The sequence below is a fragment of the Halomonas sp. R57-5 genome (genome assembly GCF_900070345.1).
In the GTDB taxonomy this organism is placed as follows: domain Bacteria; phylum Pseudomonadota; class Gammaproteobacteria; order Pseudomonadales; family Halomonadaceae; genus Vreelandella; species Vreelandella ventosae_B.
Map to the genome: position 1 here is coordinate 1,887,935 of NZ_LN813019.1, position 25,904 is coordinate 1,913,838.

Genomic DNA, 25,904 nt, shown 5'->3' on the forward strand with positions numbered 1-25,904 from the left:
TTGAGACGAAGGTAGCCTGTCAAAAGAAACCACTATCTAACCCGCTCAATGATTGAAAGCAATGCATCCATAACGGCATTGAATCTATGATTCTCATCCGTTGTTAGTGCGACGCCACCGACGATGGGGATTCTCGGTAAGGCTGAATAGATTCCCCTAGATGGCCAGTGTGAGAAATAGCCGGAGCTATTGCCGGGAGKGGCATGGATCGCCATGACGCAAAGAATAGGGCTGCTGATCAGCAGTCCAGCTTTTTGGTCATAAACCGCTGTTTTCTCGAAATACTTCTCGTAGATATCCGGCAAAGACCATTTTTTGACAGTATAAGAAGAGCTGTATTTTGCATCGAGGATTAGATAGCGGATATTGCTCCCCACCTCCATGCGTAACACAAAATCAGGTTCCCAATAGGCATACTGGCGCTTTGGTTTGTGCCAAATATCAACGAGATCCATATGTCTTGTGGTGTCTTCATCAAAGGGGAATATCCTCATTTCATAGTAGAGGCTGAGAGTCGTATTACCCCGAGTCAGTTTCAAGTAGCTCGGAACGGCTTCCCCTAGTTCGTCATGTGCCAGGGCCTCGGCAATGGTCCATTCACGCATTACGAAATATTCGATCAGCTTGATTATCGTAAATATCTCGTAGAGTCTTGAGAGCGATCTCAGCTTCATCAGAAAGTGGATGCCTTCGATGAAAGGTACACCGAGCTGATACCAGCGCGAGAGCTGGGTAAAAATACCGCGGTAGACCTTCGATCCTCGGACGAAGGCCGTCATGACGGGCTTGAGTTCTCCAGCAAAGTCGATACGGGCTTTTCTTTCTAAGAGACGGATAGACTGATCGCAGCCACGAACTAACCGGGCGCACCGGTTCATCATACCTTCTGCTGTCAGCTCCAGCATGAGGCGGCTGAAGGACTCGTAGCCATAGGGGGTGTTACCTTCATCGACATCTACTTGGGAAAGCTCCTGATACAGGGCCAGGATGCGTCGTCGGATGGAATAAAAGCCGCCGAGGATAACCTGGTTCTCGAATACGTCACTTGACGGTTGCAGGCTCGAAATGTCCGAACCATTGAAATCGAAGTATCTTCCCCGGATGAAGACTTCTCCACCGCCTGCAGCGGGCGTTAGAGAGTTCAAGTTGCTGATCACGTTGTAGGGGTCAATTTCGATATTGGTCTCACTCACATCCCATACCGGCGTGAGAGCCGGGATGAGTCTCTCGCGAAGATTGCGGAAGAGTTCGGTGCGGTGGACCTGAAAGTATTCGAGGATCTTTTCGGCCTGACTGACCAGCGCCTCCGGTTCTGTGCGGTTGTCAGGGAGCATGTTAACGCCGGTTGTTGAGCGCGAAAAGCAAGTTTTCAAGATATTGAAGTTCTGGCCTGCAATGTAATCCAGCATCTCATGAGCGCGCTGGCTGTTGGCCTTGCGGATCAGGACATCGAACGGCAGTGACAACTCCTCGTCAGCGTACTCAATGCGGACAAAAGCATAGCCGAAGCTCTCTTTGAAGTAGTTTCGTGGCTCGGTTTCCCAGGCCATTCCACCGTCGACAGCGATAGCCTCATCTTTCAGTTGGATTCGGTAGTCGCCCAGAAAGATATTGGGGAGATCCGTATCATCCTGCTGAATCACCCGCAGGGTCAGTAGATCATCCTCGGTGACTCGATGCGGCACCGGACTCTTTGAATACGGGATGAAGGGTCCCTGATTGATGCGAAAATGAATGTCACCAGCCATATCTTGCCCCATCACCAGCAGAAGAAGTCGTAGGTATTAAGATCCTCTTCACCGAAGGCGAGAATTCTGGAGGCATATCGGGCGGACAGGAGCAGCTCCGCGCGCTCCAGTTCGGCCTTAAGGCGTTCAATCCGCTTGGCAAAGTTGGGGCCATTGCCGCGTACTAATGGCAGAACAAACTGAAGCATCGCCACGTCCAAAGCACGCAGATCCTGATACTCGCGCATCACTGCTCGCGCCTTGCCGCAGTATTGCCGAATAGCCATCTCTTTTCTGGGGCTGATGGTCACTGGGCGCCCGTACTCTAGTGAAGGGTCACGAAGGATGTCGCGGATGCGCCGATAGATGAAGAGTTCGGCATCCTCAAGCTCTGGTGCTTTAGCTTCGCGCCCAAATAGGTTATCCATCTGCACCGAACTCAGCGGGAATGCGGCTTCGTGGGTGATGGCCGACACATCTTCCTCTTCATCGTCATATTCGTTGGGATCGAGGACAATTACCGGTGCTCGGTCCACCACGCGTGGGCTCAACGGTTCAGTCGTTCCATCGTAGTTGATGGTCGATATGAAACGCAGATTGKGGGAAATATGGATAGTATCGTCACCGAGAATCATATCGCGGCCCTGGTTACCGTCCGTCATGCCCATAAACGATGACCAATAATGCTCAATGGGACTGAGGTTGGCCTCATCAAGGATGACGTAGGCCATGGGGTTATTACGGATATCCTTCTCTTGGTGAAGAGCGAGCAGAAAGTTGTAAAGGCCGGTGTTCGACGGCTGAAAGCGACTGGAAAGCGGATTATAGAAGCCGATTAGGTCCTTCTGTGCCGTCCAGCCGCGTGCGACGGCAATCTCTTGACTGCGACGTCCTAATCCCTGTATCTCGACTAGAAGTCGTGCCAAAGAGGTCTTACCGACACCCGGCAGCCCCGCCATAAAGGTGATGAAGGATTGTTGAGTGCTAATCAGCAGGTTGGCAACCTGCCAATCAGGCAAGTGCCGCCCACGCTGACTCATCTCACGCTTTGTAAGATCGATGATTTCCTTTTGGCGTTCGACTAAGCTCTGCGCAGTGGGCGAGTAGGCTGGTTGCACGGTGACATCCCTTTCGGTGAGGGTGTGCGCGATGATGCCCCCCGTGATGTGATCGACATACGGCCTCATGTTGTTGAGCTTCTTCCTCAGTTCGTCCTCAGCACTGGAGCATTCATTTTTGAGAGACCTGACTTCTTCGAATAGCGCATCCCGCTGTTCCTTTGTTCTCTGGTTGAGTAGTGCCAGTACTTTTCCTTCATTGGTAAGCTCCTCGATATCTTTGATGCCTTTAACAAGCGGCTGCTTTTCTTCAATCCAGGCATCGAGCTGCTCTATTTCCTTGAGCTTTTCCTGTATTTTCTTGTCGGTATCCAGATATGCGGTTTGCAGGCTTTCGTCAGAGTTGACCGACTCACGCTTTTTCTCGACCTCGATATTGAGCTGCGACTTGGTTTCGTTCAGTTCGCGGATTCTTTCCTCGATCTCGGCCTGTTCGGCGCGGCGCTCAGCTAGAGATGACTCAATTTCCTTTTCCTTCGACTTTCTGATTTTAGAAAGGAAGGCTTCCTCGTTTTCCTCGATATAGTTGCTGATCACCTTTCTGCCGTTCTCCGTATTGAAGAACAGCGATAGGGACTCGATCACGTCCTGCTTAATCTCATGAACCTTGCCTCCGATCTCGGCGAATCGGGCTAGGCGGTTGGCATAGACTTCGCCCTTGATTTTGGGGTTGCGGTTCAGCAGTCCTACGACTGTATCAACCTGTTTCTTTTCCAGCAGTTTGGTATTGAAGTCCGATGCAATCTTGGCACAGAAGCGTATGATTTCATCATCCGAGGCATAATCCTCATAGCTGACGGCGCTCGTGGTTTGAAGAATGCTCAAGTCATCAATGAGCTTGATTCCGGTTCGGCTGGACTCTGTAATCGCTTCCTCGACATCAGGGTTGCTCAGGTCAATCCGATACATCTGGTACGGAATCAGCTTGACGTTGGGCAGAGGCGTATCGACAAAGCTCAGGGTGACTTCACTGGCGTTTTCATCATCACGCGATGACGTCCACTTAAAAGGGCCGTAGAGATACTTTTCGTCTTCAATGAAGATGTACTGGGTACCTGGCAGGTTTTCATCTAGGTGCAGAAGACGATTGTTAGCATCCGGCAAGGAGTGCTGGATGACTTGAAGGTAATCCTTGGCCTTGATTCGCTCTGCGTTCCTCCCGGTGGCTACGTACTTACAGAAGGCATTAGAATCGGTGTCGGGTGTTTCTCGCTCGGTAACGCGGACTTCTATTTTGAATATTTCATCCTCTTCGAAGCGTCTTTCTATATCTTCATAATTGCTTGTAATGAAGACCTTCATTGAGGGACAGAAATTATGCTCGGTCAGGGGGACGAGTACTTTATCCTGTATTTCGAATACAGGGATAATCATTCCTAGCCTTGCATCTTTTGCGTGATGCCGTTTGGCCAATAAGACACGAGGCTGCTCATCATTAAAATACATAAACTAAATTTACTCTTAATTATGTGGTGGGACTATTGACTGACCGTAATAGCCGTCATTATTACTCGGCCCTGTCTAACAACAAATAGTGCTTTGGACAGACTAGGTTGCTTTTCTCTATTTCCGCTACGCTTGAGGCCCCCAGGCCACTTATACGCGTTAACGACTGCACACTGCCCCATTGTCCCATGTCGATAATCTGCGCTCACGGGCCGGGCCCACGACCGTACCCAAGCGGTAGGCGGTCTTTTCCTTATGCAGGGTAATATCGGCAAATAGCTGACTGATATCTTTTGTTGTCCACTTGTAGGGGCGCTGGTATGCGGGAATGTCCAAGCTCCCATCGCCCAGCAGCTCACGAACACTGAGAATGCCTTTTTCCAATGGAGCCGTTGCCTTCATATCACTTATATCCTTACGTTTGGCGTATTCTGGTTCACGCTCTCTTCGAGTCAGCTTGCTTGGTCAGTTCAATGCGTCTTCCACCACCGCTCCTGCCAGCTGGCAGCGGGTGTCGCTAGCCTGGTTCAGGCGTTCCTTGAGTTGGTCGCAGATGGCCATAAGTTCATCGACTTTTTGGACGATGCGGTGTTGTTCTTTGGCAGGTGGCACGGCAACTGGCATTTTCTTCAAGATACCGTGATTCAAGTTCGTCATGGTTGTTCCGACGGAGTTGCCAGTCAAATAATTCCTGACAGTATCCGTTGAAAACAGCAACAAGATGAACTGCCTATTAACGGCGGGGTGAAATTTCAGAACGAAACTGCCTGTTCCACATAGCCATCCAGCCTCCCTGTCGGTTACTGCTGCACAACGTCCAACTTCTCCTCGTCTGGCCATCACGATGTCGCCATTGGCTACTCTATAGCTAGATAGTTCCTCAGCTTTGGCCAGAGAAACACTCACTGATAAATCTTCTTTGATATGACCTTTGAACATATGTGAAGGATTAATTAAAGGGATTCCACCTTCAACATAGTCATGCTTATGAATCATGGAGCCAAATGGCCCGGTCGATATCTCGTCAGCAACATCCTGAAATGAAGTCCAGGCCCAGTGTGAGGGGGCTATGTAACTATGCTCTGAATCTTTCAGTAGAGTCAGCTCTCTTGGGCGCTTGATTATTTTTTTGTTGGCGAGTTCGACCTTTCTTGTATGGATTTGAGTAAGAAAGTCTGTAGCCGACTCATCCCCCGCATCCTTTTTCACCAATCGCCCCATCACCGCCAGTTGCAGAATGGTCTGCTTGAGCTTGTCGATGCTTTGTTCGGTGGTAAACAGCGTATCGAAGTGCTCAGCTAGGCGCGCCCAGTTGTCGGCCAGTTCGGTGGCGTTCTCGGATTGGGTTAAGGKGCCAAGCAGAGTGTCCACGAGGGTTTCGTGGGCGTCGAGCTGGTTGCTGGTGTGCCGCTCCAGCTGGTCGCAGAGGGCCATCAGTTCATCGACTTTCTGGACGATGCGGTGTTGTTCTTGCTCAGGAGCCAACGGAATCATAGCCGATCTGGCCTTGTCGGTTCCTAACCGAGGTAAATTCATACCATGAGTTGACTCGTTAGCGTAATGCTTAAACCTCGGCGACTTGAGTGCTAGCCGAAGAAATTCTGGCAAAAGCCCGAGATAGCCCCGAATAGGAATGATCTCAGTGGTACAAACACCTGATTCATCCGCAACGAGCACTTTATCGAGATAGGGCCGCAGCTTCCCGTAAAGTACATCGCCTTGCTTAAACTGATTTTTCGAACTTTTGAATTGGCGCTCCGTATAGCGAATTTTGCTGAGAAGTTTAGAACTTTCCTTCTCAATATCTTCTAATTCAAGCACCCAAGTGTCATTAGCAATCTGCTTAGGTTCAGCTTTATCTGTTGTTCCGTAGTTGGTTACATCACCTAACCTCACCCAGCACCAACAGGAGGGAAGTGAGTAAGGTTCTGTGCCTGAGTCCGCTTCCAATTTCTTGGGCTTCTTAATCGCTTTCTCTGCCACTAGACGAGGCTTTTCCGCCTCAATTTTTGAAAGTAACTGATGTGCAGGCTCATCATCCGGGTCTTGCTCCACTAGCTTCCCGCGCACCGCCAGCTCAAGAATCAGCTCCCGTAGCTTCTTGATGCCGGTCAGCTCAATCTTGCCGTTGCTACCCCGACCCGCCGTGGATTTCTGGGTGACGGCTTGCGTCCATAGATCCAGATGGTCGGTGATCAGTTCATGTGCGCTCATACCTGTTCTCCTGCATCGCGGGTCAGCGCATCACCGAGGATGATTTTCAGCTGGTCGCGTAGCTGCTGAATCTCCGCCTGCTGCTGTTGGTACTGGGCCAGCAGTTCCTCCGGGTCGTGGGTGATGGTTTCGCCCTGCCAGGGGTTCTTGATATCCAGGTTATAGTTGCGCGCCTTGATCTCATCGATCGAGACCTTCCAGGCCTGGTGGGTTTCCTCGCGGCTGGCAAAGCCATCGGCGTCAGAGCCCCACCAGTCGATCTCTGTCTGGAATTCGGCAAACTTCATCGGGCGGGTCTTACTGTAGTTCTTGTAGCCTTCCGGGTAGGGATGTTCGTAATACCAGATATTCTCGGTCGGCTGGCCCTTGGTGAAGAACAGCAGGTTGGTCTTGATGCCGGTGTAGGGGTTAAACACGCCGTTGGGCAGGCGCACGATGGTATGCAGGTTGCACTCCTCCAGCAGCTTTTCCTTGAGGCGGGTTTTCATGCCCTCGCCAAACAGAAAGCCATCCGGCAGCACCACGGCGGCGCGGCCGGTGTTTTTCAGCAGCTGGATAAACAGCGTCATGAACAGATCAGCGGTTTCCCGGGTGCGGAAGGCGCTGGGGAAGTTGGTTTCAATGCCGTCTTCTTCCATACCACCAAACGGCGGGTTGGCCACAATCACATCCACCCGTTCTTTCGGCCCCCAATCGCGTAGCGGGCGTGCCAGGGTGTTGTCGTGGCGGATCTGGTTGGGCACTTCAATACCGTGCAGAATCATATTGGTGGTGGCCAGCAGGTGCGGCAGCGGTTTTTTCTCGACCCCATGAATGCTGTTCTGCAGGGTCTGTTCGTCCTGCGGCGTTTTCACGTAATGACGGCGCTTGTGCTCAATGGTGCAAGTTAAAAACCCGCCGGTGCCGCAGGCCGGGTCCATCACGCTTTCTTCCAGCTGGGGGTTGACCCGGTTGACCATAAATTCAGTCACCGCCCGCGGGGTGTAGAACTCACCGGCGTTGCCCGCGCTTTGCAGGTCTTTGAGGATCTGTTCGTAGAGTTCGCCCAGCTCGTGGCGCTCGGCGGACTTATTGAAGTCGACGCCGCTCTGCAGGCGGTTGATCACCTGGCGCATCAGCTGGCCGGACTTCATGTAGTTGTAGGCATCCTCGAACACATCGCGAATCACCACGCCGCGAATATCGTCGCCTTGGGGCTGTAGCTGCTGCAGGCCGGGGAAAAGGGTGTTATCGATAAAATCCTTGAGCTCGTCGCCGGTCATACCTTCCGGGTCAGCGGCCCAGTGACGCCAGCGCAGCGGCTCGGGAATCGGCGAACGGTAGTCGTCGTTGAACATCTCCCACTCTGTTTCCCGGTCATCGAAGATCTTCAGGAAAAGCAGCCAGACCAGCTGGCCGATTCGCTGGGCGTCGCCGTCAACGCCCACGTCTTTACGCATAATGTCCTGAATCGATTTGATGGTGCTGCTGATTGACATGGTGAGGTGTATTCCGTTGGCGTGTTATCTGTTGATATGTTGATAGCGGCCTGCACAGGCAGGCCGCCAGCAAAAAGACAATGGTATCAGGCGGGGGTCTGGTAAAGCGCGTCTTCCAGTTCATGCAGGGCGCGCTGGTAGCCCGGCTTGCCGCCAAAGGCGTTGATCAGCTCCATGGGCGCACCCAGCTGGCTGAAGGGCGAGAGCGTCAGCACCTTGGGGTCTTCGATGGGGGCTATGCCCGCATCGGCGTATTTATCCACTAGGGATTCAAGCACCTGACGGGCCTGGCCTTCATAGCGGTTGAAGATATCGCGCTTTCTGACCTGTTCGGCGCGCTCGCGGCGAGTCAGCGGTGGGCGGTCGAAGGCGATATGGCAGATCACATCAAAGGGGTCGGGCTCTTCCCCCCATTTCTGGCCAAGCTCGGCGACCAGGGCATCCCAGAAGATGCCTTCCTCGGCCAGTTCATCGAGAATAGCCTGCTTGCGCTCGGCATCCTGCCAACGGCGCAGAAACGCATCCAGGGAGGCGTACTGGGCTTTCACCTGCTTGCGGGTGTAGTCACGCAGACTTTCGGTGATCAGCTTGCCATCCGGCCCCAAGTATTGAACACGTTCGGCAACAATACTGACCTCAACGTCATCCACCACATATTTGCGCCGGGGCTCCGGCCCATCGGTGGTGCCCAAGCCGCCTGCATCGTCAGATTCCCAGGTGGCGTTGTCGTCTACCTCGTACTCGGCCCAGTCTGTTTCGACGCCTTCTGCGGTTGTGTCTGCTGTAGCTTGTAGGTCTTCCTGTTCTTCATCCAATGCGCCGTCTTGCTCGTCTTCCGGCACGATGGGGGCATCATCGGCATTAGGCTGGTAGACCTGCACCGGTTCGCCGTCGAAATCCGGGTCGGCGAACAGCTCGGTAGCTTTCTTGAAATCCAGAATGGTGAACCAGTGTTTGTGGTAGTCGTCGTTGATGCGGGTGCCCCGGCCGATAATCTGCTTGAACTCGGTCATCGACTGGATGCGCTGGTCGAGCACAATCAGCTTGCAGGTCTGGGCATCCACGCCTGTGGTCATCAGCTTGCTGGTGGTGGCAATCACCGGGTAGCGCTCTTCCGGATTGATGAAGTTATCCAGCTCGGCCTTGCCTTCCTGCTCGTCGCCGGTAATGCGCATCACGTATTTACGATTCTCGGCTACCCGCTTAGGGTTGAGGTTGACCAGCGCTTGGCGCATACGCTCGGCGTGGTCGATGTCCTCACAAAAGACGATGGTTTTCTGGAAAGGGTCGCTGCTTTCCAGAAGCTCGGTAATCTTGGCGGCTACCAGGGTGGTGCGTTTTTCGAGCACCAACTGTTTATCGAAATCCTTCTGGTTGTAGATGCGGTCTTCAATCTCTTGGCCAAGCTTATCCCGCTGGCCCTTGCTGGGCCGCCAACCTTGCAGATCCTTGTCGATATCTACCCGCACCACTTTGTAAGGCGCCAGAAAACCATCCTCGATGCCCTGCTTGAGCGAGTAGGTATACAGCGGCGCGCCGAAGTAATCTATGTTGGAGACTTCCTTGGTTTCTTTGGGCGTGGCGGTTAAACCGATATGCGTTGCTGCGCTGAAATAATCCAGAATTTTGCGCCAGGCGGAGTCTTCCGCCGCGCTGCCTCGGTGGCACTCGTCGATCACAATTAGATCGAAGAAGTCTGGCGAGAACTGCTTGTAGATGTTCTGCTCTTCTTCGCTGCCGGTCACCGCCTGATACAGCGAGAGATAGATTTCGTAAGAGGTATCTACCGTGCGGTTGGTGACCTTAGTCATCGCCTGGCCGAAAGGTTTGAAGTCGTTGTTCTTGGTTTGGTCGACCAGGATATTGCGGTCAGCGAGGAACAGGATTCGCTTCTTCTGGCGCGATTTCCACAGCCTCCAGATGATCTGAAACGCGGTAAAGGTCTTGCCGGTGCCGGTGGCCATCACTAGCAGAATACGGTTCTGCCCCCGCGCAACGGCTTCGACAGCGCGGTTGATGGCAATGCGCTGGTAATAACGCGGGCTTCGGCCACTGCCGTCATCGTAATAGGGCTGCTCCACCACTGGGCGGGCAGCCTGCTGAATGCCTTTGTACTGGCAGTAGCGCTCCCATAACTCATCAGGAGACGGAAACTCGGCCAACGTCAGCGTGGTTTCAGTTTGCCGGCCAAGCCCCGTGCGGTCGTGGAGCAGAAAACCATCGCCATTGCTTGAAAACACAAAAGGCACATCCAGCGCATCGCTATAGGCCAACGCCTGCTGCATACCATCGCCCAGGCTGTGCTTGTTATCCTTGGCTTCTATCACCGCAATCGGCTGGTTTTTCTGGAAGCTCAGTAGGTAATCAGCCCGACGCTTTTTACCCCGGGTATGCAGCCGCCCGCGCACGATAATCCGCCCRGCGGTAAAGGTCACCTCTTCACGAATTTGCGTTTGGATATCCCACCCCGCCTGCACCAGGGCCGGGGTAATGAACTTAGTGCAAATATCGCGTTCGCTGAGGGCCTTCTTATCCATGGCAAATCCTACTCGTCTGGCGGGCTGGGCATTGATTACCCAAAGCTTACGATACTCAGTCGAATTAAGCATCCTGTGCTAGGTTAAATGCGGGGTAAGGTAAGGTGCAGAGTATCAAACAAGTGACCGTTGATACTGTGACCAATGTGGTATGCCATGGCTCAAAACAAGTACATTTCGAAACTAAAGCTGATATGAAGCAAAGAGGCTGTTGCGATGGGCGATCAACAAAAACGAGGGAAGCGTCTTCAAAAGAACCCGCTGTCAAAGCTCAAAGACTCTGTACAGTACTACGACCAGCCGTTTGATCCCGTGGGTATTGAAGATTGGGAAGCCGCTCTACTTGATAACCTGACACCCGAAACCGCCCATGCGGATTCACTGGCTACACCCACTGCAAAGGAGCTAGGGAACGACATAGACAATAAGCCGTAAATCTCCCCGCAGGGAAGAATTGCCCGCTGTGCGGTAGACATACATGGTAAAAAAAGAAGCGATCACCCTGAGGCTGCCAAGATAATCGCCGTTTCGTCTGTCTCCGAGGGGAAGCTTTCGCTAACAGGTCTCAGAGCTCACCCAGCCAATATACGGGTACAAAGGGAACTATGCTAGCCGGAGAGGCACTACAGCTATACTCATCATAAAAGTGCATTAAATAACTAATTAATAACGATTATCCCCAATTATCCAAAAAAGATAATTGGGGATAATGTGATCCTGCGCTGCCAAACAGAACACTGGCCAACAAGGCACTTGCCTCAGCTGCAGTGATGACACGCATCATTAAATCAGCTGAAGAATGCCCAAGTTAGTCATTAAGTGCTAAGGTGGATTAGATAATAAAAGTTGCCAGTGGAGAGCAGGATGCCATCAGACCACACTCCCCAGCACGATCCGCTAGAACGCATCTTTGCGTACCGGGCGTTCGATCTGCGTGACCGCTTCTCACAGCCGCTAGAAACCTTTCGGCAAGCGCTAGAGTGCTTGCAAAGCGATAACGCCTATCTGCCCGATATGAGCGGTGAGATTGTGGCGTATCTGCGTGGTGGGCGCGCAGTCCCTATTCCTGAACACCTGTTCATCCAACAGTCTGGCAGCAGCGGCTCAGTGGTACCAAAAGTTGACAATGATCGTGTCTGCAACGCTGTGGACGCGTGGCTACGAGAGACCCTTTCGCGAGAAAACGAAGACACGGTGAATGCCTCAACCCTCAGGCCATCCCGGCTCAATATTTTGCTTGATCAGTGTGACCCCAATGCCCCCGAACCTGACGATATACAGGCATGGCAGCACATGGGGCAGGTCGGTAGAGAAATCATTGAGGCACCTGGCAGGGAAGATATATGGGACGCCGCCGTCAAAGCGATGGGAGAAGTACAAGCAAGACGATGGATGAAAACGTCGCACCCTAAGCTAAATGGCAACAGCCCCAACCTGTGTATCGAGGAAGATCCTACGCGGGTTTATGAGCTTGTGTTGCAAATGGATACAGGGACAGGCTAATGGCTGATATAGACCCTGAGCGGACATTGAGCTCGATCTTCTCTCGGGCCGGCGTTGGGCTGTTCTCTGAAAATTGGCCAAGCTTCTGGGATTAAAGGTTGTGATGACTGCCCCACTCGGGGACTTAAAATTTGGGAGAACTATGGCGCCTTTTAGAGTGCTTTGCCTAGACGGGGGAGGAATGCGCGGCATATATCAAGCCGCCTACCTCAATCACTTTGCCAGCCATGTTTCTGGGGTGGATCAGCCCCCTGTTGATATCGGCCGCTGTTTTGATCTGATCGTGGGGACGAGCACGGGGGGGATTGTCGCATGCGCATTGGCCGCGGGAAGGCCTTTAAAGGATGTGGAAGCTCTTTACGCCGAGCACGGGTCTCAGATATTTCCTTATCAACGGCTAAGGACGTGGCCCTGTATCGGGGGAATCATTAGAGCATTAGGCTGCGGCACGAAGCATGGTGAGAACGCCCTAAGAGAGGCCCTCCAAGCAACTTTGGGTGAAACCACATTCTTAAATATCCAGGAAAAGCGCGGCATCCGGTTGGCCATCCCTGCTATCGATATGGCGCGCCACGCTGCAGTAGTCTTTAAGACCCGTCACCTTGAACGATTGAACGGTCGAGATGACCAACGCACGTTGGTCGATGCATGCATGGCAACCAGCGCGGCGCCGATTCTACGCGCACTGGCTGAACTCCAAGAGCCTGGCAGCGGAGCGAGAGTCGTCTATACAGACGGTGGATTGTGGGCTAATAACCCGGGGGCTTTAGGCGCGATTGAGGCTAGCGAGATTCTGGCAAGCACTGGGCAAACTGAGCGTCCTATCCACCTTTTCATGCTGGGATCGCTGCCGGCCCAAGGGGGTGAGGAGATTTCTGACGCTCAGCGCTACCGTGGTGCTTTCGGCTGGAAGGGCGGATTGCGCGCCATCGAGACCAGCCTCAATGCACAGGCGGTCGGTTACGACTACATCAGCAACAAGATTACAACTGTTCGCGGACCAGACAACTTTGCATACAGATTGCCCGCCCAATGTCCATCCGAGCAACTGCTGGCTTACCTAAAGAATATGGACGACGCAAGACCTGTTGTGCYCAACGCGTTGCGGCGGCAGGCCGTATCTGATGTCGATTTCGCTTGGGCAAAATCTAATGAGCCGAGCTCGAAGCTGGAGGCTTTTCGTGCTGCCCTTTCAGAAGGGTACGCAGTTCAACGAGGTAAGGAAATGAAATGAGGGTTTTCGATTGCAGCAGTGAGATGTCAAAGTATCATGGCGAAAAAGTCACACTTCGTGACAAGGATCGTAAGGATATGAGGGAAAGGCGCGATAACGGCCGCACCCGCCTAAAGAATGGATTGAATGATAACGGTCATGCTCAACCCAAAATAGTCTGTTCGCAAGGCTCTTATCAGATGAGGACCATGATCCAGGATGAGGATTGCGACTACGATATCGACGATGGCGTGTACTTTCTTCCCAATGACCTGAAAAATGGCGACGGCGTTGATTTGACGCCATTACAGGCGCGTCAAAGAGTGTGCGACGCATTATCATACGATCTTAGATTTGCGAGTCCTGCTGAGGTTCATAATAACTGTGTTCGCCAAGAGTATCGGGCCGGCTATCACATCGATGTGCCGGTCTATCGGATCCAGGTCCAGAATGAAGGCATGGATAACGAGAAGGAAATATACGAGCTGGCTAGCGGCGACATGTGGCAGGTCTCTGATGCTCGCGCAGTCACCCAGTGGTTTAGGAATGCCATCAGCCAACTGAATGGTGAACATGGTGTTGATGGATTACAGATGAGGCATGTTGTTCGCCTAACTAAAGCTTTTGCTAGAAGCCGCAAAGAGTGGAAAAACAAGACTACTAGTGGAATTACCCTCACCAGACTTGTAGTGGACGAGTTCAGGCCCTTCAAGAACCGAGACGACCAAGCATTGCTCGAAACTTGGAAGGTGATCAACTCCCGCTTGGCGACATCTACGAAGGTCGAACACCCGGTAAATGAAACTGAACTGGCCAAGGAAGGTGATGGGAAGGTGACTTTTTTCCGGAACTGCCTTTCCGATGCTCTCGAAATTTTGGCAACACTTGAGAAAGATGACTGTACCCGCAACGAAGCGCGGGATGCATGGGACCGCGTGTTTAATACCACCTATTTTGGCAATCTACCTGACCCACGTAATTCAGGCACCGACGCTAAGACCTTCTTCGTAGCGACGGAGAGCAAGACGGATACCCGCGATGACGGCAATGGGCGTTACGGTTGGGGGAGCTAAGCTCTGAACTTCCAGTCAAAACAAGCGCGAGCTATTGAAGCCGCACTAAAGTTCGCAAGTCCTGGTGGCTGGCGGCGTATACGCGATGGTGAGCAGTGTCTTATTCCGAGGCGGCTGCACTGCGCGGCTACCTGGCGAGTAGACCTACCGAAGGGCTATCTACAGCACCCGTCTGTCGACTACGTTTTCCTCACTATTGATGATGCCTTTCCCCTTTCTGAGCCGCGGGTAGTTGCTCCTCAGGCAGTCATGGACAACGCGCTGTACTGGCCTCATATAGAGCGAGATGGTGTGCTGTGCTTGACGACCACCAAATACTCCGCTCACGTGGGCCAACGAGTGCTGACAATGCTTCAGCACGCCGTAGACGTACTAGCCATGGACTCGGAAGCACGTACCATAGAATTTCGTCGTGAGTTTCTCTCGTACTGGTCGCAGCAGATTGGCCCCAAGGAGCCTCACTGCTATGCGCTTCTCTCACCTCGTTCGAATGACCGCGATATCTACTATCACTCAGCGAGGACTGGACAAATCATCTTTGCTGATGACCCTAGTGAACTTTCTTCGTGGCTCAAAAATGCTGGAATAAAAGCTGAAGCCCTGCTAACCACCCGTGTTGTCTGGCCGGCGCAGATTCCTACACCCGACCAGTATCCCGTCAAGGGGCGAGACATTATCAAGTTGGTGGGGCGTGAGCACATTGAACGTCACGTGCGTGCTGGATATGAATTGCCGTTAGTCATGGGTTTCATGATAAATGGGGCACCGATGTTTGCAGCTGCAAGCATCAGCGGCGCAAGCGCGAATTTTCTGAAGAAGGGGTTTCGCGAGTCAAGTCCACGACCTGCACGTTTTGTTGCGAACACATTCTTCGCCAAGGCTATTGTGCCCCTGTCGATTGAGAGAATTGACCCGTTCTGGGTGCATGGTCGTGACTCAAACATAACCCTTGATCGCCTGCGGACAGCCTCAGTAGGAATTGTTGGATGTGGTGCCATCGGCGGATTCCTCGCACGCGGCCTTGCTCAAGCAGGTGTTGATTCCCTAACCCTAGTGGACTTCGACGAAATCAGGCCGCAAAACCTTGGCCGACATGTGCTTGGTAGTGAGTGGCTCGGATGGCGAAAAGCTGACGCTATGTCTGCACAGATCCGAAGGGACTTTCCCCATATTCGGGATGTGCAGCCGCATACCAGAGCTTTTCAAAATTTGAAGCCCGGAGATCTTGAAGGTTTGGCCCAATGTGACGTTTTGGTGTTGGCTGGACTCGACCTGCCAGCGGAACTAGCAATAGACCACTGGATTGACACTATAGAACACCCGCCTACCCGTGTTTGGACGTGGACCGAAGAATTCGCACTCGCGGGCCATGCGGTAGCCTTGATTGGCCGAGATCGTTTCAGCGAGGGTCTGGATGCCGATGGCTTTTACTTCGGTCGGCTAACACACGGTTGGAGCCAGAAAAATGTCGTATTAGGTGAGGCTGGCTGCGGGGTAACATTCCATCCCTACGATGCAGTCGACATGTCCAGCACGGTGTTAATGGCCCAACGCCTCATAATTGATGTCATATTGGGCAAGGTTCCACAATCGACGAATCGAATGTGGTTGGGTAATAGAGACATAGTAATCGAGCGCGGCGGAGTACCATCTGAGCTTTTTGATCGGAGCCATTGTGAAATCTCAAGGGCTTGGGAGCCATGACGATGGAACCAATTATTAGGGCGCATCTGCCTACCTCTGCTCAGCACATCGTGCTGAGGAAAAGTGCGCTGGATTATATGGCTAAGTACATACAGAACCGGCTCTGGAAGCTAGAAGCTGGTGGGCAACTCTTTGGACATCTGAAGGACGGAACATTAGAGATCAAGGTGGCCACCGGTCCTTACCTGGGTGACTTGCGTAAACGCTTCGGCTATCGATCCAAACCAGACTGCGCCCAACGAGAGATTGAGAAGCAGCGGGAACGAGGGCTTTACTACTGTGGTGACTGGCATACCCACCCTCAGGCCCATCCTACGGCATCAACCGAAGATCTCAGCACTATATCCAAAATGGTGCAACGATCAGATTTCAGATTGAGCTGCATGGTGATGGTGATCCAAGGCACCGATGATGGAGCAAAGGGTGTGGCCGTATACACATCCTCGGGAGACGCTCCAAAGCGCTGGGAGGTCGTAGACGATTGGGTAAGGATCGTTTAAGACAATGCCTAGCAGCTACGGTTTGATATGAGGGCGCAGGGAGCACGACACGCTGAAGTGAGTTGATCATGCTGAAATCTTGATTAAAAGTTTCAGCTTAGCAAACGTAGAACCTCGAACACGCTTACCGACGTCAAAAGGCTTTAAAGTGAGGCTCGATTTGGCGTCCGCTTGCAGGATGCCTAACCAGTGGCGTCAGTCGGGCTGGTTTGTTTCAATACTGCCCATAAACCTACCGCTGCGTGCAGCCGCTAGATTTCTTATGAAGGATTATCGATGACCCCACCCAAACGATTAAGAAGCCTGCTGCTGAGAGTCCGTGACTCAATCCCAAACGAGGAGTTCTGCGGCGTTGGAGTTGTTGTAACGGCAGACTTAGAGCGTCTGCCTATTGTTTCACTTTGTACTGATGCAAATTTGCCTGCCCAACAGGATCTTGCCGAACAGATTGCCGAATGCAGCTTTTACAGCCAGCCTTGTCATGATGGATTCCAAATCGTTTCTGGACAGTGGCATTTGATACAGCGAAATCAGTATTTCGCACCTTTTCCTGCTGCAGAATGTCGAGAGCTTATTGGTAATGTAAACGTAGGTTCTCGGTACATGGCAGCTAGATTAGGGTCGTTAATCGAGGGAGTTGTGTGCACTGGCCTTCTGAGCGAAAGAGACGGAATCTTGGTTTTTGAAGGTGGTCTGCCCGTTGATTAATCTACTACCAATAACACAGTTGATCGCTTGGATATCCGGTCTTTACGCGGCTATTGTGCTGATAATTTCCTTACTGATTGGAGCATCTGGGGTCGCATCATTTGAAACGGCTTTAAAAGGCGTGGCCATTCTGAATCTAGTACTGCTCTGCATAGCAATAGGCGGGTGGAAGGCAGTGTGGCGGTGTATTCCTAAGCTAAATGACTGGGTCTTCCCCGATCTCAACGGTAAGTGGACGGTTGATATTCATTGGAACTGGGGTGACAAATCTGGCGAGAAGACTGCGACTGCCTTCATCAAACAGAGTCTTTTGAAGGTAAGTATCGAATTGTCTTCGGACGAATCAGAGTCTGAGACATTGATKGTCACTCCCCATAAAGATGCCCAATCTTCGCGTCCTGGCTTGTATTACATCTACAGAAACGTGAGCACTGCTGGTGCGGCAAAGAAGCAGGATCCTCACATAGGAGCAGCAATTCTCAAGGTCAGCCAAGAATCACATGACGTGCTTCGCGGCAATTATTTCACCGACAGGTCAACAAATGGTCAGTACACTATGCGCCGTGCCGGCAAAATCTAGCAAATCGAAACAGGTGATGTTTGACGCGCCACCCAATTTTGCTGACGCAAAAAAGGGTGGCGCCTCACACACCTGAGTCCAGGCGCTATAACAGTGACACCTACAAGACCATTTTTAGCCGTTATTTGCCGCACACAAGATGTCCATGCTAAACAATAAATCATGGAGGGCTGCCCCACTCCAGAGCATGTAAAACGCGCTGCACTTGTTTCTTACCTGATTCAGTCTCGCAAAGTACCAAGGGAATTTGGCCGTTCAACGACTGGTTAGGTCGCGACAACCAGGAAATAGCGGCATCTGTGTCCTCCCACACATCTAGAGTTAGCATGCTGATGTGTGCGATTCTACTCAGTCGCTCAAGCTTTTGATCCAGCTCGATTGCTTGCTCGTTTTTACCTGATGTGCTTGATGGGACAGGAATAGCTTCAAGATTTTTCTGTTTAGGTTCAATAGGTGCCACTTCGATAGCCTACCTCAATGATTAAAGAGCGACGGAGCCGCCATTGCGTAGTCAGCAAGCGCATGATCGCCATCCTGACAGGCGCCTTCTTTGCTTAAGAATGCAGCATACTTCCAGTCTTTCTCATGATCTTTCGGCTGTTCGGTTTCGCTTTCTAGAACCGATAAGCGTGCTTCTAGTATCTCACGAACTACCTTTCCTATCGAATGTCGTTCTTCAAGCGCCAGAGTGATTGCTTCGCTGTCAGTTGTTATAACTAGCTTTGAAGGTTCCCACTGCTGGTTGAGCGAGTCACGGGTGCACTGTATCGCTTGGTTCAGTTCCAGGCCGCCGCCAAAGGCTGCAAGAATGTTTTCGTGTCGCATCTATGGCTATTCTCCTGCCTTAATCTTTTTTTCAGCGATGAGTGAATATTACCTGAATCCGTGAAGCCGGCGCCGACACTTTCCCTATCACCGCCAGCGAGCACTTTTTGATCATTCGCCCCGTGCAAGTTGGCTTTCGCAAGCCCGTTATTGCCAAAACCCACCGTGCTGATCGGTGCTGACGGCCCGTTTTGTCATGCCTTTCCACCCGCCAGGCACGACATATCTGGCGATCGCGTGTCGCTTGGAACTGCTTGTGGATAGAGTGTCGCCGATTGACGGTCAGCATGGCGTTCCTCGTGGATAACGCAGTCGGCTCCGCAGCGTCTTGAGCACCGTCATGCGCCCGATATCCTGCCCGAAGTCGAGGATGATCTGCCGTGCCTTGTGAATCACGAGAGCCGCACGGTGCACCAGCTCTTGTAGCACGGTGCGCAGCCGGCGCCGCTTGGCCGGGTGGCGAACCGGGCTCAGCTCGCCGGTCATGCCCAGCTGTCCCATCAGGCGCAGGATGTTGTAGGCCAACTGGGCGAGATGCAGGATCAGATCGTTGGTGGCGAACTTGCCGGACGGCAAGCGCTCCAGGTCGAGATCGGTCTTGATCTCGCTGTGAAACTGCTCATGGGTGGCATGCGCCTGGTAGCGTTTGATCACCGCCTCCGGCGCCTCGTCCAGGCTGGTCCACCAGCCTTCCAACTCATAGTCCGGTTCGAGCAGCAACTGGCCATCGCGATCGGCGGTGCGCTCTACCAGGCGCATCACGCGTTGGACGACGTATTCGGTCTTGTTGTCGTCGTGGATCGAGACGGTCTGCGACCACAGCGCCTGGCGCTTGCCAGGACGCAGCTCTTCCCAGTAGTCCGCCGCCACCGCCAGCCAGGTATCTCGATCAGCCGTGGCCGAGCCACGCGGGTTCCATTTGACGACATAGTCGAGCCGGCGCCCCTCGTCGGCAAAGACCTGGCGTTGCTGTTCGAGAAGCGCCAGGTGCGCCTGGCTGTCGAAGCCGCTGTCCTCGCGTAACAGGATCGGTTGCTTGGTCAAGCATTGGGCGCGAGGCAGTACCCGCTCCAGGAAGGCGTTGCTCTCCTTCATGGTGTGCTGCTTGCCAGGCCGCAGTTCCAGACCCAGGCACCACCCTTCGTTGCCCAGATAGGCGGCGATCGGGGTGTAGCCATCGACCTTCTGGTAGGTCCGCGAGACGCCTTCCTTCTTCGAGTTGCTGTTGTCCATGACGAAGGTGTCGATGTCCAGGCAGACGTGCGTCGTCTCGGCGGTGATCGGTGCTTCGATCAGTGACAGCAGGGTCGTGGACCAGGTGGCGGTGCGCGCCTGCAGGTCGTTGGCGGCAAGTTTCTCCAGCCGCTGTCGCAGCGTCGCCGCGCTCGGCACCTTCTGCAGGGTCAGCAGTTGTTGGAAGGGCTTGTCGCGGCGGAAGTTCTCGACAGCGTCATAGTCGCTCATGCCCAGACACAGCAGGCCCAGGTAGCTCTTGATCACGTCACTGGTGCGCATGCCCAGCGTGGTGGGGAAGCGGCTGTCGATGCTGTCGACGCCAGCGATCTCGAAGCATTGCCCGATGATGGACAGCCCGGCGTGGCTGGTGAGGGTGCGGCGACTGGCGCGGAACTTTATGTTGGGCATGGCACTGTCTGGGTGAATGGCGATAATGGCTATATTGCCATGCAGGTCAGTGGGTTAGCCCGGATGTTGCATCGGGTTGGTCAGCAGCACCCAAATGCCAGGTTTGGTGGCGATGATGCCGCCCAGAGCTGGAAGTTGGCTATATATTGATCAATTTCCTGAGCTCAAGGCGCATTTCCCCCTACCCCCATGTGTTTTCTGTGCCGGGGACAGCACGCCGCGGCGCTATCCCGGCACCAGCTTGCTGGCCAGCTTCAGGAAGAGGTCCTGCTCCGGGTACTGGCTGCTCAACATCAGCCGAATCGTGCGCGTGTTGCGGGTGATGACAGCGCCGATCTTCAGCAGCTTCAGGCGGAGGGTGTTGACCTGGGCCTGGGCGAAGGCGGTGCGCTTGAGGTAGACCCGGCGCAGCCGCTCCAGCAGCAGGTAGGCCAACCCGACAGCAGCAGTCGGTACTGGTTGGGCCACCATTCGTGGCAGCTGGTGCGGKCGGAGAACAGGAACTGCTGCTCCTTGATACGGTTCTCCMTCTCGCCCCGAGCACAGTAGCGGTGGTCATAGAGCCACTCGGCGCTGCAGCCGCGCAGGCTGGTGACCACATAGCGGGTGTTGAAGCCACGCCGGCTGGTCTCGGACTTGACGATGACCTTTCGTCGACGCTCCTTCCAGCTCTTGGCAGCGTACTCGATGAAGCCGAAGACACGCTCCTTCTCCCAGGTCTTCTCGAAGCGGATGGCCGACGCGTAGTCGATGTTCAGAGCCAGCTTGGCCAAGCGCTTGTTGCCGGCGAGGCCGATGATGTAATCGACGCCGTGGCGGTCACACCAGTTGAGGATCAGTGGACGGCAGAAGCCGCTGTCGCCTCGGAAGACGATCTTCMCCTCAGGCCACGCCTGGCGCAGCCGCCGGACCAACAGGGCGAGGATGGCACCGGCGTGGTGAGCGGCATCCAGCGAGGCCGGACGCAGATAGCTGACCAGCAGCTGGKCGCCACAGAATACGAACAGCGGCAGGAAGATGTAGTGGTTGTAGTAGCCGKTGAAGTGCCGCCCGAGCTGCTGGCCATGCACCCGATCGTCGGTGGCATCGAAGTCGAGGTAGAGCGGTTTCTTGGGTGGCCGCCGGAACGAGCGGATGAACTGCTCGATCATCTCTTCGTGGATGGTGATCGCCCAGTCCCGGTCGGCTTGCTGCTCGAAGCGGCACAAGGTGGACTGACTGGCCAGCACGCCATCGGTATCGACGGCGGTCTGCAGGGCGATATCGTGACGCAGGGCCTGGTGGTCATTGAGATCCTCATAGCCCAGCGCCAGGCCGAACACGCGCTGCCGGACCAGGGTTTCGGTGCGATGCAGGCAGCGCTGAGCGTCGCGCTCGTCGCTGAGCCGGCGAGCGACGGCGCGGGTCAGGCCCATCTCGCGATCGAGCTGCCGCAGCAGCAGGATACCGCCGTCGGAAGTGAGATCACCGCCATCGAAACGGGCGATGACCTGACGGCCTTTGCAGCGTGGAAAGGAAGCGGACGGCGTGGTACATTTTGTCATGGCGGCTGAGGCGGTTGGTTCTTGTGTAGGAGCTTGAATTATAACCGATTTTCAGCCGCCTTTTTCATGTCCTATGCAATATCCAGGTTAGAAGTGCTTCCGGGGGCCGGTCTCACGGATTCAGGATTAAGTTTAGGGTGCATCCAGTACTGGAAAATCTCCAGCAACAGCAACATCGTGGACGAACTGAAAAMCCAAGGCGAAACGGTGGACGACGACACACTGGCACACAACTCATTATTGCCTTACAAACACGTGCTGCCCAAAGGCACTTATTTCATCAACAAAAAGGAAACGCAATCCCTATGAGACAAAGAAAACTTTGGCCCCACATTCCCGCTTGCCATGACGAAACATTGGCGTGGGAGGTTTGATGGAAGTAGTTCAGGCCTTCTGGTTGGGCATCATTCAGGGCATCACTGAATTTTTGCCGATTTCCAGCTCCGCGCATCTGATTCTGGCTCCGGTGTTGGTTGGCTGGGCTGACCAAGGTGTCGCTTTTGACTTAGCGGTACATGTGGGCACTTTACTCGCCGTGATGTTGTATTTTCGTCGCGATGTTGGAGATTTGACCAAGGACAGCGTTACTTCGCTGATTCAGCGACGCTTTATCGGACAAGGCCTGATGGCAGGCTACCTGGTTATCGGCACCGTTCCAGCTGCACTGGCCGGTTTGCTCTTGCTGGATCTGATTGACACCCAACTGCGTTCTGTCGCGATCATCTTTTTCACCACGTTAATTTTTGGCTTGTTGCTGGGCTGGGCGGATTGGTGTCCCAAACAGAGCCGGAAGATCACCACATTGACCTGGAGAGATGTGCTGTTAGTCGGTGCAGCCCAAGCACTGTCACTCGTTCCCGGCACCTCCCGTTCGGGTGTGACCATCACTGCTGGGTTGATGTTAGGCCTCAGTCGAGAGGCAGCAGCTCGCTTTTCCTTCCTTCTGGCCATTCCCATTACCGCGCTGGCCGCTTCCGCCAAATTGCTGGAGGTGGCCACTGGTGATATTGCAGTGGATTGGATCGCGTTCCTAGTGGGCGGACTGACCTCCTTCGCTATGGCGCTAACAGCCATCCACTTTTTTCTGAAATGGCTCAACCGCTTTGGGATGTGGCCCTATGTGGTCTATCGCCTGGGGCTGGCTGCCCTGATTTACTGGGTTCTGATGAGATAAGGAGTACGATGGTAATTGTTTCAGTGGCTATTCAGGGGCTTGGCACAATAGCTGGGAAAGCCTCCAGATTGGTCAGCATGAGGCTTAAATGGCCTGTAGTGTTTGCCATCGCTTCGGTGCTATCAGGATGTGATTCATTCGACAATCAGGTGCATAAGCTGAGTGGTGCCGCTCAGGGCACTACTTGGCATGTCAGCGTCTGGCAATCTGAAGGCGTGGACGTTAACGCGCTCCAGCAACGGATCGATGCTGAATTCAATCGCCTGGATCGCTCGTTGTCGAACTACAAACCGGATTCAGATATTGAACGTTTTAACGCCACGGAGACTACCGCTCCGATTGATGACGGCTCCGAGATCGTCGAACTGGTAGAAGCCGCAAAGCAGGTCAGTCAAGCCAGCCAGGGGTGCTATGACCTGACCATCAAACCATTGTTTGATCTTTGGGGATTCTCGGGCCAAACGCTGACACCACCGGATCCGGCTACCCTGATGCAGCAGCTACAACACGTCGGTTTTAGCAAACTAGAAACCCCGACACCCACCCAACTGCGCAAAACCGACCCGCAGATTCATGTGGATATTTCCTCCATTGCTCAAGGCTACAGCGTTGGTCGGGTTGCCACCGTAGTGGAAGCTGCTGGGATACAGAACTATCTCGTGGAGATTGGCGGAGAGCTGCAAACCCGGGGGCATAAGCCGGACAGTTCTTCCTGGCGTATTGGCGTCAAGAGGCCTCTGCCCGGTGGTCATTCGGTGCAAAAAGCCCTCACCATCCGTCAGGATGCCCCAGTTTCCGTTATGACGTCGGGCACCTACCGCCATTACTTCGATGAACAGGGCAAGCGCTACAGCCATGTCCTGGATGCCCGCACGGGCAAACCGGTCACTCACAACACGGTCTCGGTCACTGTCACTGTCATCAATGACAATCCAACCCTAGCGGACGCCTGGTCCACGGCCCTTCTCTGCCTGGGACGGGAATCCGGTATGCCGGCCGCGGATGATAATGGTATCGCCGCCTTGTTCATCACTACACACAATAACCAGTTCGAAGAAGCCGCAACCTATCGCTGGCAATCACTGAAAACAATAGAGATCCACTGATGTTGAGATTGTTTAAAATTGAAAACGGCCTGATCCACGAAATTAAATGCCCCCTCGAGGAGTTGGGTAGCCATCTGATCCAAGCCGACTGGATTGATGCCCACGAGCCGGATGAAGACGAACGTGCTCTCTTGCAACACATGCTGTGCACCGAGTTGCCCGAACCGGATGAAGTGGAAGAGATTGAAACCTCGGCCCGCTGCTTCGTGGACCAGGCCGGTATCCACGTCCACTCACTGTTTCTCGCCCAAAGCGAGGGTCGCCACACAACCGTATCCGTTGCCTGTATCCTTCAAAAAAATTGCTTGATCACCATTCGTGAAGGAGATTTGGCCGATTTCCGCCTGCTACGTATGAGAGCGCACAAGGGACAGGTGGAAGTGCAATCCCCACAAGACCTGTTGGTCACGCTGTTGGAGCAGAAAGTGGAGAACCATGCCGATGCTCTGGAAGATCTGCATCGCCAACTGGAAAAGATCAGTTATATGGTTCTAGAGGACGAGGAGTCGGAGTTGGAAGACGCCATCGGCAAACTGGCCCGCCTGGAGGACAGCAACGGAAAAATCCGCCTTTGCCTCATGGACACCCAACGGGATATTTCGTTTTTGCTGCGTCATCTAAAAACCCAACCGGAGCAGTCGGAAAGCCTACGTGAGATTATGCGCGATATCGAGACTCTCATGTCCCATACCACTTTTCTGTTCGATAAAATCAACTTTCTGATGGAGTCGACTCAGGGCTTTATTAATATCGAACAAAACCAAATCATCAAGACTTTCTCGATTGCTGCCGTAGTGTTCCTGCCGCCTACTCTCGTTGCCAGCATCTATGGAATGAATTTTGACTACATGCCGGAATTGAAGTGGTTGCTCGGCTATCCCTGGGCACTGGGGCTGATGGTTATGTCAGGCATCGCACCGTATTGGTACTTTAAACGTAAAGGATGGCTCTGATGGAAGGAAGCGAGCCGTAGGTGAAAATCGTTAAAGAATTTAAACTGGGTATCCTGATTAAATGGTTGACGATCCATTCTGATCCACCAAAGACTTAATCTCCCTAGAAGGTTGATAGATCGACGCCGCAGTTCTTCTCGACTCGGGGAAACCCCTGTTGTAGGTCATGGTGGCCTTGCCTAGGAACGGGGGACACCTTGGTCTGCGGCGCCTTCTGCTTGTGCTTGGTGGTATTGAATATTACGCACGCATCAGTGAATCATATCGAACAACCTCAGGCTGCCGTGTAACAGTGCTACAGAGACACCACTAGCCAATACCGCAAGGCTCATACCAACCAATACTGCAATCCCATCTTGCCTCGCGAGGCCTAGCGATAGAGCCAGAATCGCCAAGCCAGGCAAGGKATTTCCAAATGGGATGGGCAATGCAATCAGTAACGCCATAACAACAATAACCCCTCCGATAACTCGCATGGCCAAAGGGGACATCAGCCCGGCCAGACGGATGCTCAGGCGGCGTTCTAGCTTATCTATAAGTGGCGTAGCGCGCTGGAAGACTTGGCGCAGCACTTCTTGCCCAATACGCCGCTGAGCGATGAAAGACGGCAAGCGGACACGCTTTGCACCGACCACCATTTGCCCACCGAGCAGCGCAAGCGCCGAGCCGAATATCATGCCAGCTGGAATGCCTGGTGTCGGAATAATGGCTGGGATCGAAAAAATTAATAGAACGAGCCCAAGTCCACGATCCCCCAGAGCGCTCAGGATATCATTCAGCGTCGGACGCCCAGCTGGCAAACGGTCAGGCAGAACACGCAATGCAGAAGCCAGGCTTGAGTTGTCACCGCTCATGGC

21 protein-coding genes and 1 pseudogene are annotated in these 25,904 nt (G+C 53.5%); 11 read left to right on the forward strand and 11 right to left on the reverse strand.

The window, feature by feature from the left end; translation table 11 throughout:
* Window positions 1–32: 32 nt before the first annotated feature.
* From HALO_RS08645 to hsdR, 6 genes are all read right to left on the reverse strand, one after another.
* Window positions 33–1,748, reverse strand: a complete 1,716-nt coding sequence (locus HALO_RS08645; protein WP_157693165.1) for a hypothetical protein — start codon at window positions 1,746–1,748, stop codon at window positions 33–35.
* 11 nt (window positions 1,749–1,759) lie between these two features.
* Window positions 1,760–4,291: a hypothetical protein gene (locus HALO_RS08650; RefSeq protein WP_050713318.1), complete on the reverse strand. Its 2,532-nt coding sequence runs from the start codon at window positions 4,289–4,291 to the stop codon at window positions 1,760–1,762.
* Window positions 4,292–4,450: 159 nt separating this feature from the next.
* A complete protein-coding gene (locus HALO_RS08655) occupies window positions 4,451–4,693 on the reverse strand; it encodes a GmrSD restriction endonuclease domain-containing protein (protein ID WP_050713319.1) in 243 nt (80 codons plus the stop codon).
* 63 nt (window positions 4,694–4,756) lie between these two features.
* Window positions 4,757–6,505, reverse strand: coding sequence for a restriction endonuclease subunit S (locus HALO_RS08660; RefSeq protein WP_050713320.1), 1,749 nt, complete (start codon window positions 6,503–6,505; stop codon window positions 4,757–4,759).
* Window positions 6,502–7,983 carry a type I restriction-modification system subunit M gene (locus HALO_RS08665; RefSeq protein ID WP_050713321.1) on the reverse strand — a complete coding sequence of 494 codons (1,482 nt, stop codon included), beginning with the start codon at window positions 7,981–7,983 and terminating at the stop codon, window positions 6,502–6,504. The genes HALO_RS08660 and HALO_RS08665 overlap by 4 nt, the downstream gene beginning before the upstream one ends.
* A gap of 86 nt (window positions 7,984–8,069) precedes the next feature.
* Window positions 8,070–10,520 carry an EcoAI/FtnUII family type I restriction enzme subunit R gene (gene hsdR, locus HALO_RS08670; protein WP_050713322.1) on the reverse strand — a complete coding sequence of 817 codons (2,451 nt, stop codon included), beginning with the start codon at window positions 10,518–10,520 and terminating at the stop codon, window positions 8,070–8,072.
* A gap of 216 nt (window positions 10,521–10,736) precedes the next feature.
* On the opposite strand from hsdR, the gene HALO_RS08675 reads away from it, so the two are divergent.
* From HALO_RS08675 to HALO_RS08710, 8 genes are all read left to right on the forward strand, one after another.
* Window positions 10,737–10,955: a hypothetical protein gene (locus HALO_RS08675; protein ID WP_050713323.1), complete on the forward strand. Its 219-nt coding sequence runs from the start codon at window positions 10,737–10,739 to the stop codon at window positions 10,953–10,955.
* 429 nt (window positions 10,956–11,384) lie between these two features.
* A complete protein-coding gene (locus HALO_RS23335; protein WP_050713324.1) occupies window positions 11,385–12,023 on the forward strand; it encodes a hypothetical protein in 639 nt (212 codons plus the stop codon).
* 142 nt (window positions 12,024–12,165) lie between these two features.
* The gene (locus HALO_RS08685) at window positions 12,166–13,257 is read left to right on the forward strand and encodes a CBASS cGAMP-activated phospholipase (protein WP_050713325.1); all 1,092 of its coding nucleotides are present in this window, start codon (window positions 12,166–12,168) and stop codon (window positions 13,255–13,257) included.
* Window positions 13,254–14,309 carry a cyclic GMP-AMP synthase DncV-like nucleotidyltransferase gene (locus HALO_RS08690; protein WP_050713326.1) on the forward strand — a complete coding sequence of 352 codons (1,056 nt, stop codon included), beginning with the start codon at window positions 13,254–13,256 and terminating at the stop codon, window positions 14,307–14,309. Before HALO_RS08685 ends, HALO_RS08690 begins: the two co-directional genes overlap by 4 nt.
* A 114-nt stretch (window positions 14,310–14,423) precedes the next feature.
* Window positions 14,424–16,013: a ThiF family adenylyltransferase gene (locus HALO_RS08695; RefSeq protein WP_269449326.1), complete on the forward strand. Its 1,590-nt coding sequence runs from the start codon at window positions 14,424–14,426 to the stop codon at window positions 16,011–16,013.
* Window positions 16,014–16,015: 2 nt separating this feature from the next.
* Window positions 16,016–16,513 carry a Mov34/MPN/PAD-1 family protein gene (locus tag HALO_RS08700; protein ID WP_050713328.1) on the forward strand — a complete coding sequence of 166 codons (498 nt, stop codon included), beginning with the start codon at window positions 16,016–16,018 and terminating at the stop codon, window positions 16,511–16,513.
* Between the two features lie 276 nt (window positions 16,514–16,789).
* Complete coding sequence (locus HALO_RS08705; RefSeq protein WP_050713329.1) at window positions 16,790–17,221, forward strand: hypothetical protein; 432 nt, start codon at window positions 16,790–16,792, stop codon at window positions 17,219–17,221.
* Window positions 17,214–17,801, forward strand: coding sequence for a hypothetical protein (locus HALO_RS08710; RefSeq protein ID WP_050713330.1), 588 nt, complete (start codon window positions 17,214–17,216; stop codon window positions 17,799–17,801). The genes HALO_RS08705 and HALO_RS08710 overlap by 8 nt, the downstream gene beginning before the upstream one ends.
* A 160-nt stretch (window positions 17,802–17,961) precedes the next feature.
* Here the strand turns inward: HALO_RS08710 and HALO_RS23340 are convergent, their stop codons facing one another.
* The 4 genes and pseudogenes from HALO_RS23340 to HALO_RS08730 all read right to left on the reverse strand — a co-directional run bounded on the left by HALO_RS23340 (window position 17,962) and on the right by HALO_RS08730 (window position 21,814).
* Window positions 17,962–18,261, reverse strand: coding sequence for an MbcA/ParS/Xre antitoxin family protein (locus tag HALO_RS23340; RefSeq protein WP_197671989.1), 300 nt, complete (start codon window positions 18,259–18,261; stop codon window positions 17,962–17,964).
* A gap of 14 nt (window positions 18,262–18,275) precedes the next feature.
* On the reverse strand, window positions 18,276–18,626 hold the full coding sequence (locus tag HALO_RS08720; RefSeq protein ID WP_050713331.1) for a hypothetical protein: 351 nt from the start codon (window positions 18,624–18,626) through the stop codon (window positions 18,276–18,278).
* Window positions 18,627–18,908: 282 nt separating this feature from the next.
* Window positions 18,909–20,270 (reverse strand): IS1380 family transposase, encoded by a 1,362-nt coding sequence (locus HALO_RS08725; protein WP_050713332.1) that lies wholly within the window; start codon window positions 20,268–20,270, stop codon window positions 18,909–18,911.
* A gap of 225 nt (window positions 20,271–20,495) precedes the next feature.
* Window positions 20,496–21,814, reverse strand: a pseudogene (locus tag HALO_RS08730) (IS1380 family transposase).
* A gap of 373 nt (window positions 21,815–22,187) precedes the next feature.
* Here HALO_RS08730 and HALO_RS08740 point away from each other — a divergent pair.
* From HALO_RS08740 to corA, 3 genes are read left to right on the forward strand one after another with little or no spacing between them, the layout of a single operon-like run.
* On the forward strand, window positions 22,188–22,988 hold the full coding sequence (locus HALO_RS08740; protein ID WP_023006435.1) for an undecaprenyl-diphosphate phosphatase: 801 nt from the start codon (window positions 22,188–22,190) through the stop codon (window positions 22,986–22,988).
* Window positions 22,989–22,996: 8 nt separating this feature from the next.
* The gene (locus HALO_RS08745) at window positions 22,997–24,094 is read left to right on the forward strand and encodes an FAD:protein FMN transferase (protein ID WP_197671990.1); all 1,098 of its coding nucleotides are present in this window, start codon (window positions 22,997–22,999) and stop codon (window positions 24,092–24,094) included.
* Window positions 24,094–25,047, forward strand: coding sequence for a magnesium/cobalt transporter CorA (gene corA, locus HALO_RS08750; protein ID WP_023006440.1), 954 nt, complete (start codon window positions 24,094–24,096; stop codon window positions 25,045–25,047). Before HALO_RS08745 ends, corA begins: the two co-directional genes overlap by 1 nt.
* 251 nt (window positions 25,048–25,298) lie before the next feature.
* Here corA and HALO_RS08755 read toward each other — a convergent pair whose 3' ends face one another.
* The gene (locus HALO_RS08755) at window positions 25,299–25,901 is read right to left on the reverse strand and encodes an exopolysaccharide biosynthesis protein (protein ID WP_050713334.1); all 603 of its coding nucleotides are present in this window, start codon (window positions 25,899–25,901) and stop codon (window positions 25,299–25,301) included.
* Window positions 25,902–25,904: the final 3 nt, after the last annotated feature.

Bases quoted from the DNA above. Each gene is read 5' to 3' on its own strand.
- HALO_RS08665 (WP_050713321.1), bottom strand. From the start codon at position 7,983: ATGTCAATCAGCAGCACCATCAAATCGATTCAGGACATTATGCGTAAA.
- HALO_RS08705 (WP_050713329.1), top strand. From the start codon at position 16,790: ATGACCCCACCCAAACGATTAAGAAGCCTGCTGCTGAGAGTCCGTGAC.
- corA (WP_023006440.1), top strand. From the start codon at position 24,094: ATGTTGAGATTGTTTAAAATTGAAAACGGCCTGATCCACGAAATTAAA.
- HALO_RS08700 (WP_050713328.1), top strand. From the start codon at position 16,016: ATGGAACCAATTATTAGGGCGCATCTGCCTACCTCTGCTCAGCACATC.
- HALO_RS08745 (WP_197671990.1), top strand. From the start codon at position 22,997: ATGGTAATTGTTTCAGTGGCTATTCAGGGGCTTGGCACAATAGCTGGG.
- HALO_RS08690 (WP_050713326.1), top strand. From the start codon at position 13,254: ATGAGGGTTTTCGATTGCAGCAGTGAGATGTCAAAGTATCATGGCGAA.
- HALO_RS08740 (WP_023006435.1), top strand. From the start codon at position 22,188: ATGGAAGTAGTTCAGGCCTTCTGGTTGGGCATCATTCAGGGCATCACT.
- HALO_RS08675 (WP_050713323.1), top strand. From the start codon at position 10,737: ATGGGCGATCAACAAAAACGAGGGAAGCGTCTTCAAAAGAACCCGCTG.
- HALO_RS23335 (WP_050713324.1), top strand. From the start codon at position 11,385: ATGCCATCAGACCACACTCCCCAGCACGATCCGCTAGAACGCATCTTT.
- HALO_RS08725 (WP_050713332.1), bottom strand. From the start codon at position 20,270: ATGCCCAACATAAAGTTCCGCGCCAGTCGCCGCACCCTCACCAGCCAC.
- HALO_RS08655 (WP_050713319.1), bottom strand. From the start codon at position 4,693: ATGAAGGCAACGGCTCCATTGGAAAAAGGCATTCTCAGTGTTCGTGAG.
- HALO_RS08720 (WP_050713331.1), bottom strand. From the start codon at position 18,626: ATGCGACACGAAAACATTCTTGCAGCCTTTGGCGGCGGCCTGGAACTG.